The organism is Pseudomonas sp. SIMBA_067, assembly GCF_046534675.1.
GTDB classification, from domain to species: domain Bacteria; phylum Pseudomonadota; class Gammaproteobacteria; order Pseudomonadales; family Pseudomonadaceae; genus Aquipseudomonas; species Aquipseudomonas putida.
The window spans coordinates 1-238 of sequence record NZ_JAWRYH010001286.1 but is presented as its reverse complement, the minus strand read 5'-3'; the positions used below and the strand labels follow the sequence as shown (position 1 = coordinate 238).

Here is a 238-nt window from a genome sequence, read left to right as displayed (position 1 = left end):
GTATATTAAATGAAGTGCTTGAAAAAATTACACCCAAAGTCGCTGCGCTCAACGTTGCAAACGGTTTTGATGAAAATGCCGATATAGGCCCGCTTATTTATCCCAAAGCAAAAGAGAAAGTGCAACAACTGATTAAAGATGCTCTCGATAAAGGCGCTACGCTAATTGGAGATAACAGTAATTTAGGTGGCAGCTTTCAAAACCCATTAATAGTTACTAATGCCACTACACAAATGGA

Annotated in this window: 1 protein-coding gene; it reads left to right on the top strand. The window is 38.7% G+C overall.

Going from position 1 to position 238, the window contains the following annotated elements; translation table 11 throughout:
• Positions 1-238: aldehyde dehydrogenase family protein (locus tag SB765_RS33455; protein WP_410933013.1), on the top strand; the 238-nt coding region annotated here is incomplete at both ends.